General features: G+C 63.7%; 6 protein-coding genes and 1 pseudogene. All 7 read left to right on the plus strand.

The features are described 5' to 3' along the window. Nucleotides 1-85: 85 nt before the first annotated feature. Entirely contained in the window at nucleotides 86-1,675 is a 1,590-nt protein-coding gene (locus GTP69_RS28685; protein ID WP_161058061.1) for a GGDEF domain-containing protein, read from the plus strand. A gap of 293 nt (nucleotides 1,676-1,968) precedes the next feature. Continuing rightward, nucleotides 1,969-3,525: a flagellin N-terminal helical domain-containing protein gene (locus tag GTP69_RS31775; RefSeq protein ID WP_161058062.1), complete on the plus strand. Its 1,557-nt coding sequence runs from the start codon at nucleotides 1,969-1,971 to the stop codon at nucleotides 3,523-3,525. Between the two features lie 91 nt (nucleotides 3,526-3,616). After that, a complete protein-coding gene (locus tag GTP69_RS28695) occupies nucleotides 3,617-4,003 on the plus strand; it encodes a flagellar protein FlaG (protein WP_161058063.1) in 387 nt (128 codons plus the stop codon). Between the two features lie 209 nt (nucleotides 4,004-4,212). Next, nucleotides 4,213-6,885, plus strand: a complete 2,673-nt coding sequence (fliD, locus tag GTP69_RS31915; protein WP_161058064.1) for a flagellar filament capping protein FliD — start codon at nucleotides 4,213-4,215, stop codon at nucleotides 6,883-6,885. A 30-nt stretch (nucleotides 6,886-6,915) separates the two neighbouring features. Beyond that, nucleotides 6,916-7,350, plus strand: a complete 435-nt coding sequence (gene fliS / locus GTP69_RS28705; RefSeq protein WP_161058065.1) for a flagellar export chaperone FliS — start codon at nucleotides 6,916-6,918, stop codon at nucleotides 7,348-7,350. 3 nt (nucleotides 7,351-7,353) lie between these two features. Continuing rightward, nucleotides 7,354-7,683 carry a flagellar protein FliT gene (locus GTP69_RS28710; protein ID WP_161058066.1) on the plus strand — a complete coding sequence of 110 codons (330 nt, stop codon included), beginning with the start codon at nucleotides 7,354-7,356 and terminating at the stop codon, nucleotides 7,681-7,683. Between the two features lie 14 nt (nucleotides 7,684-7,697). Next, nucleotides 7,698-8,114 (plus strand): annotated as a pseudogene (locus tag GTP69_RS28715) (flagellar hook-length control protein FliK); the annotation flags it as partial.

Below are 8,114 nucleotides of genomic sequence, written 5' to 3' on the forward strand. Positions count from 1 at the left end.
CCGCCCCTTATCCGGGCAATGCCGGCCGGGCAGCGCGCTTATCATTGCTGTAATTGGTAATCCATACAGAGGTACGCGCGTCATTATGTCCAGCAAACCCACTACGCCCGAGCAGAATCCGGCCGATATCGCACGCGAAGCATTCCGCCGCCTGGCGGTGCGCCGCATCGCGCCAACGCCGGAAGCCTATCGCGAGATTTACAACGAAATTGCCGGCATCGCGCCCGAGCCGGCTGCTGCTGCAGCGCCGCTGGGCAGCGCCGACCCCGGACCGGAATCGGTGCTGAGCCAGTTCGCCACCCGCATGACCGAAGGCGCCGGCGAGCTGGGCGAATACGGCCGCCGCTTCAACCGCGCCGTCAAGACGCGCGACTGGGAAGGCTATGCGCGCGCGCTGTCGCAGCTGGTCGAAAAACATTTTGTCAGCCCCAAAAAAGGCATCGAAGTGGCCGGCGTCAGCGGCGAGGAAAGCGAACAGTCGCGCAGCCTGCGCGACCTGCTGGCGCGCACCCTGACCTTTGCCGTGGCGTCGCTGCTGGCCGGGGCGCCGGTGCTGGCGGCCGAGGCCGAATCGCTGGGCAACGCCACCAAGACCGCCCACAGCGAGGAAGCGCTGGCCGAGATCGCCGTGCGGCTGAAACAGCTGTGCTACCAGATCGAAGTGCGCGGCGGCGACAGCGGCGAACAGCAGGAACTGCTGCTGCGCCTGTTCCGCCTGCTGCTGGAAAACGTCAGCGAACTGCTGGACGACGACAGCTGGCTGCGCGGCCAGATCGAGGCGGTGCAGAACCTGATCGCCGGCCCGCTGGACGTGCGCGCACTGGAAGAAGCCACCCGCAGCCTGAAGGAAGTCATCTATAAACAGGGGCAGCTCAAGCACAGCCTGTCGGACGTCAAGCTCACCGTCAAGAACATGATGATGACCTTTATCGACCGCCTCGGCCAAGTGGCGGCCTCGACCGGCGACTTCCACGAGAAGATCGGCGGCTATTCCGACAAGATCAGCAAGGCCGACAATATCGCCGAACTCAACAGCATCCTCGACGAGGTGCTGAAGGAAACCCGCCTGGTCCAGAGCGAAGCGCTGAAGGCGCGCGACAAGATGATGCTGGCCAAGCAGGAAGTGCAGGACGCCGAAGCCCGCATCCACTCGCTGGAAGCCAAGCTGCAGCATCTGAGCGAGCTGGTGCGCGAAGACCAGCTCACGGGCAGCCTGAATCGCCGGGGCCTGGACGACGTGTTCGAGCGCGAGACCGCCCGCTCCGACCGCCGCGGCACGCCGCTGTGCATCGCCGTACTGGACCTGGACGATTTCAAGAAGCTCAACGACACCTACGGCCACATCGCCGGCGACGCCGCGCTCAAGCACCTGGTCAAGATCGTCAAGGACACCCTGCGCTCGATGGACGTGATCGCCCGCTTCGGCGGCGAGGAATTCCTGATCCTGATGCCGGAAACCTCGGTCGAGGCGGCGGCCTCGACCATGACCCGGCTCCAGCGCGAGCTGACCAAGCACTTTTTTCTGCACGATAACGAGAAAGTGCTGATCACCTTCTCGGCCGGGGTGGCGCTGCGCCGTCCCAACGAAGAGCAGACCGAGCTGGTCAAGCGGGCCGACAAGGCCATGTACACCGCCAAGCAAACCGGCAAAAACCGGGTGGTGATTGCCGAATAAATAAGTTTCCCAGCTCCAACAACGTGCCCGGCCCCTGCGCCGGGCATTTTTTTTGGGCGAAATAAATATTTTTTCGCCCTCAAGTTTCGTTTTTCTGCGTCGTTTAGACGCTTAGGCAGGGCGAACTTGAGGCCTGAACACAAAAATTTTCTCACCTTTTGTGCCTAAACTTTCCATACGGGAACCCGTTACCAGCAATAACTGCGGTGTGATTGTCTCGGAACAAGGAGACACACCAAAGGGAACTGAGGCACCTAGCCCACAATACGCAATACCAGTTTTGGAGAAATACCATGGCACAAGTCATTAATACCAATGTTGCATCGCTGAACTCGCAACGTAACCTGTCGACCTCGCAAGCCAGTCTGCAAACGTCGCTGCAACGTCTGTCCTCAGGTCTGCGCATTAACAGCGCCAAGGACGATGCTGCCGGTCTGGCCATTTCCGACCGTTTCAGCGCGCAGATTCGCGGCAACACCACGGCTGCGCGTAACGCCAACGACGGTATCTCGCTGGCGCAAACGGCCGAGGGTGGCTTGAGCACCGCCGGCGACCTGCTGCAGCGTATCCGTGAGCTGGCTGTTCAGTCGGCCAACGGTACCAACTCGGCATCGGACCGTCAATCGATCCAGGGCGAGGTCGCCTCGCTGTCGCAAGAGCTGGACCGCGTCGCCAACACCACCCAGTTCAACGGCCAAAACGTGCTGGACGGCTCGCTGACCTCGGCCCAGTTCCAGGTCGGTGCCAACTCGGGCCAGACCATCAACGTCGGCATCCTGTCAGCCAAGGCAACCGACATCGGCAATAACACCCTGCAAGCCGACTACGGCGACCTTGCTACGCCTAACGCAGCCGACGCTGCTGTCGGTTCCGCTACTGGCCTCAACAACGTTGCAGTAGGCACACTGGACATCACTTCCGGCAATGGTGTAGCGACCACGGTCAATGTGGCAGCCGCCGACAGCGCCAAAACAATCGCCGCCAACGTTAACGCCCTGAGCGGCAAGAGCGGCGTCACCGCCACTGCCACCACCAGCGCCACGCTGACCACCATCGCCAAGGACGGCTCGGTACAATTCAAACTGCGCGGCGACAACTCCACGGCTAGCGACCCAAATTCGGCAGCCGTGACGATTTCCGCTCAGGTCAAGAACGGTGATTTGTCATCGCTTGCGCAAGCCATCAATGCCCAAGTTGGCACCACCGGGATCACCGCGTCGATTGAATTGGATTCCACTGGCGCTAAACAACTGAAGATGACCAACAGCTCCGGCTCGGACATCCAGTTGGAAAACATTAATACCAACCCTGCTACCGGCACGGTTGATGCGCTGGCGGGTGCTTTCCTGCAAGGTGCGGACAAGCCAGGTTCCGGTGCCGCCAACACCGGCGCACAATCCGGCGCGCCTATTTCGGTCGCCTCCGGCACCACCCCGGTGGTGGTGGGTGGCCACGTGAGCTTCTCGTCGGACAGCGGCTTCACCATCAAGGATAGCGGCACCAACGTGCTGACCGGCACCGTCGGTTCGGATCTGCAATCGGTCGCCAAGATCGACGTCAGCACCGTTGACGGCGCCAACGCGGCAATGAAAACCATCGACTCGGCCCTGGCCCAAGTGGACAGCAACCGTGCAGCACTGGGTGCGATCCAGAATCGTTTCACGTCGACCATCTCGAACCTGAACACGACCACGGAAAACTTGACCGCGTCGCGTAGCCGGATTCAAGATACCGACTTTGCAGCAGAAACGGCCAACCTGACCCGCGGCCAGATCCTGCAACAAGCTGGTACCGCGATGCTGGCGCAAGCCAACTCGCTGCCGAACGGCGTGCTGTCCCTGCTGCGTTAAAATCCGGAGCAGCGGTGACCGGCTAACGGTCACGCTGATCGGGGTCCCCGGCTGATTTTTTCAGCCGGGGATTTTTCACAAAGGAACAATCATGACTATCGACACGATAGGCTCCGCCAGCACGGCGCGCCCCACCGACCGCGCGGTCGGCGGCGACGCCACGCCGGCCAGCGGCGCTACGCGCGCCCCGGCCGCCCCCGTCGAGACTGCCAACGCGGTCAAGGCCCCTGAAGCCTTGCCGAGCGAACAGCAAGTCAGCGATGCGCTATCCAAGTTGAACAAGACGCCGCAGGCGCAAGCCAACAACCTGGAGTTTTCGGTCGACCAGGACACCAAGCGCACGGTGGTCAAGGTGATCGACCAGAACACCAAGGAAGTTGTGCGCCAGTTTCCCACCAAGGAAGCACTGGCGATCGCCAAGGCGCTCGACGAGGAAAACAAAGGTAGTCCCGGCCTGTTGATCGACCAGACCGCCTGAAACGGCGCGCACCACCCGGTGCGCGCCGTTTTTTTCTCATCTGTGGCATCCTGTTCCGGGAGCGCCTGCCTGCCAGTGTCGCGGCCCTCCGCGCCGGGTTTTTACCCGCTTTTACAGCTTGCGCCAAACAAGCCGGTATTTCCCCCTCTCAAGTCCGGTTTGATTTTGCCGATATCAGCTTATATTATTGCTTTACTTAGGAGCGCATTGTGGGCATCTCATCACCCGGCATCGGTTCCGGTCTCAACGTCAATGACATCGTCAGCAAACTGATGGCCGTAGAGTCGGCGCCGCTGACCGATTTCGACAAGAAGACCGCCAGCTTCCAGGCCCAGATCTCGGCCTTTGGCGCCATGTCCAGCGCGCTCGGCAATTTCCAAAGTACGCTGACCAGCCTGAGTTCCCTATCGAGTTTTCAGTCCTTGACCACCACCCCGGCCGACTCGACCGTGGTGACCGCCACCACCACCAGCGATGCCCAGGCCGGCAATTACCGGATCAACGTCACCCAACTGGCGCAGGCGCAAACGCTGGCCTCGGGCGGCTACAAGAGCAGCACCGCGACCATCGGCACCGGCGCCAAGACCACCATCAGCTTTGCGCTGGGCACAGTGACCAACAGCGAATTCGGCGTGGCCGGCACGGCGCTGGCCAACAGCATCCGCACCAGCGGCCTGACGGCTGGTTCGGTCAGCATCAACGGCACCACCATCGTCACCAACAACAGCACCCGCAGCGCGCGCGCGCTGGCCGACGCCATCAATGACAAGACCACCACCACCGGGGTCTCGGCCAAGGCGTCGCCCGCCACTACCGACAAGACGCTGTTCAGCAGCTTCGGCGACATCGACACCGGCAGCGGCGGCAGCTATACGCTGTCGGTCGGCGGGGTCGATATCGCCGTGCAAGGCGCCAACGTGGCCGGCGGTGCCGGCGTCACCGCCGCCTCGCTGGATGCCGCGCTGAGCGGCGACACCGCGATTTCGCGCGCCCTGGCCGATGCCAACATCACCGTCACCGGCACCGCCGCCGGCGGCGACCTGCAATTCAGCAACGCCGACGGCAGCAACGTCGCGCTGACCGAAACTGTCACCGGCAGCGTCACCGGCGGCATCGGCAACAGCGGCACCGCCAACATCGGCTCCAGCACCACCGCCGTCGGCACCATCACGCTGGTGTCGGCCGACGGCAGCCCGATCACCGTAGGCGGCAGCAACCCAGCCGCAGCCGGCTTGACGGCCGGGGTCGGCGGCAATTACCTGAACGCCGACTTTGCCGCCGACTCGACCCGCACCGCCGGCAACATTGTCATCGACAGCACCAATAACACGCTGCAAGGCATCATGGATGCCATCAACAAGGGCAACTTCGGCGTCACCGCCTCGATCGTTTCGGACGGCAGCACCGGCACCGGCGCCACTCCCAACCACCTGGTGCTGACCTCGAGCGCCACCGGCGCCAGCTCGACCATGAAGATTTCGCTGGCCGGCTCCGGCGGCGCGCCGGCCGATCCAGCCCTGGTCAGCCTGCTAGGCTACGACCCGGGCGGCGACCAGAACCTGAGCCAGAAGGCGGCGGCGGCTGACACCCTGGCCACCGTCAACGGCATTGCCGTGACCAGCAGCGGCACCAGCATCAGCGGCGCGGTGACCGGCGTCACCTTCAACGCGCTCAAGGTCGGCAGCACCAGCGTGGCGGTGGCCAAGGATTCGTCGACGCTGACCAATTCAGTCAACTCCTTCGTCAAGGCTTACAACGATCTCAACACGCAGCTGGCGGCACTCGGTTCTTACGACGCCACCACCAAGGCCTCCGGTCCGCTGCTGGGCGACAGCACGCTGCGCAATCTGCAATCGTCGGTGCGCGCCACGCTCAGCAGCGCCATTTCCGGCCTGCAAAGCACCAGCCTGACCAATCTGTCGCAGATCGGCGTGTCGTTCCAGAAGGACGGTTCGCTGGCGGTCGACAACGCCAAGCTGCAAAAAGCCATCACCACCAACTTTAACGACATCGCCGGCCTGTTTGCGGCGGTCGGCCGCGGCACCGACCCGGACGTGACGTTCAGCACGTCGTCGAGCAAGACCCAGGCCGGCAACTACGCCATCAACATCACCCAGCTGGCCACCCAGGGCACCTTGCAGGGCAACAAGCCGCTGCCGGCCGAGACCACCATCGACCAGGACACCACCTGGACCGTGACGCTGAACGACACCACCCCGGCGACGCTGGCCAACACCGCCACCGTGACGCTGCCGGCCGGCACCTACAACCCCAGCCAGCTGGCGACGCTGCTGCAGTCGACCATCAACGGCGTCAGCGCGTTCTCCAACGCCGGCTCGTCGGTCACCGCCACGCTGGGCGACGACGGCTCGCTGAAGCTGCAATCGGCGGCCTACGGCTCGGCCTCCAACCTGAAGATCACCAGCGCCACCGGCACCGACCCCTCGGCCATCTTCGGCACCGGCGCCTCGGTCGACGGCGTCGATGTCGCCGGCACCATCGGCGGTTACAGCGCCACCGGCAAGGGCCAGACGCTGACCGGTTCCGCCGGCGGCCCGGTCGACGGCCTGAAACTGACTGTCAAGGGCGACACCACCGGCGCGCGCGGCACCTTCGGCTTCTCGCAGGGCTACGCCTACATGCTCAACACGCTGTCGGCCGGCTACCTGGGCAGCACCGGCACCATCACCAGCCGCACCAAGGGGCTGAATGCGTCGGTGACCGACATCGCCACCCAGCGCGCCAGCTTTGCCTCTCGCCTGACCGATATCGAAAAACGCTACCGCGCGCAATATACGGCGCTCGACACCGCAGTCGCCAGCATGAACAGTACCCAGCAGTTCCTGACCCAACAACTGGCGCAGCTGGCTGCCAACACCTAAGCACGACCGCCCTGATAAGGAGTAATACGTATGTTCGGATCTCGACAAACTGGCGTCAACGCCTATGCCAAAATCGGCATGGAAACCGGTGTCCTGGCCGCCAGTCCCCACAAGCTGATCGTGATGTTGTTTGACGGCGCGTTGACCGCGCTCAACGACGCAGCGGCCGGGATCAAAAACAGCGATATCAGCCAGAAAGGCAAGTCGCTATCGAAGGCGATCATGATCATCGACAGCGGCCTGCGCGCCGCGCTCGACAAGAAAGCCGGCGGTGAAATCGCCGAAAGCCTGGATGCGCTGTACGAATACATGAGCAACCGGCTGCTGGCCGCCAACGTCAGCAGCGACCTCGGCATGGTCGAGGAAGTGCAGCGATTGCTGATCGAGTTGCGCGACGCCTGGAACGCCATCGCCGACACCCCTGCCGCCAGCGGCATTCCCCAACCTAACCTCGCGAGCGCCTGATTTATGATGACGATTCAAGACGTGCTATCCGTGTACGCCGCCATGGCCGACCTGACCGAACAAATGGTGCAGGCCGCCACGCGCAGCGACTGGGATGCCCTGATCCTGCTGGAACAGCGCTGCGCCGCCCATGCACAAGCGCTGCGCGAGCAGGAAACGCTGCAACCGATGCGCGGCGCCGACCGTGAGCGCAAGATCGAACTCATCCGCCAGATGCTGAACGCCGACCGCCAGATCCGCGACCTGACCATGCCGTGGATGGCCCAGTTGTCCAAGCTGATCAACTCCACCGGCACGGAACGGCGCGTCGTCAACGCCTACGGTAGCGTCTAACGCAGGCGCGCGCCATGTTGCCGCGCCTGGACGCCGCTCTCCCGCCGGTTACACCGGCTGACGGCGCTGGCGGCGGCGCGGCGGTTGGCGACAGCCGCCAGGCGGCCTTCCAGCGCGCGCTGCAAAATCTGGTCGGACAGACCGTCAGCGCCGAGGTCATGTCCAAGATGAAGGACGGCAGCTACCTGGTCAAGGTGGCCGACAACACCGTCCGCATGACGCTGCCGGGCGACACCCAGATCGGCAGCAATGTCTCGCTGACCGTGCTCAGCGCTCAGCCGCGTCCCACCTTCCAGCTCGGTAACACCACACCCGGCGCCACGCCGACCGTGGTCACTGCCGACGGCAGCGCCGCCGAGGGCGGCGAACCGGCCGCCACCCTGCCCTCGCAAGGCGCGGCCGTGTATGTGCCGGGCGGCGGCAAACCGGCC

This window comes from Duganella levis, from assembly GCF_009857605.1.
Classification (GTDB): domain Bacteria; phylum Pseudomonadota; class Gammaproteobacteria; order Burkholderiales; family Burkholderiaceae_D; genus Rugamonas; species Rugamonas levis.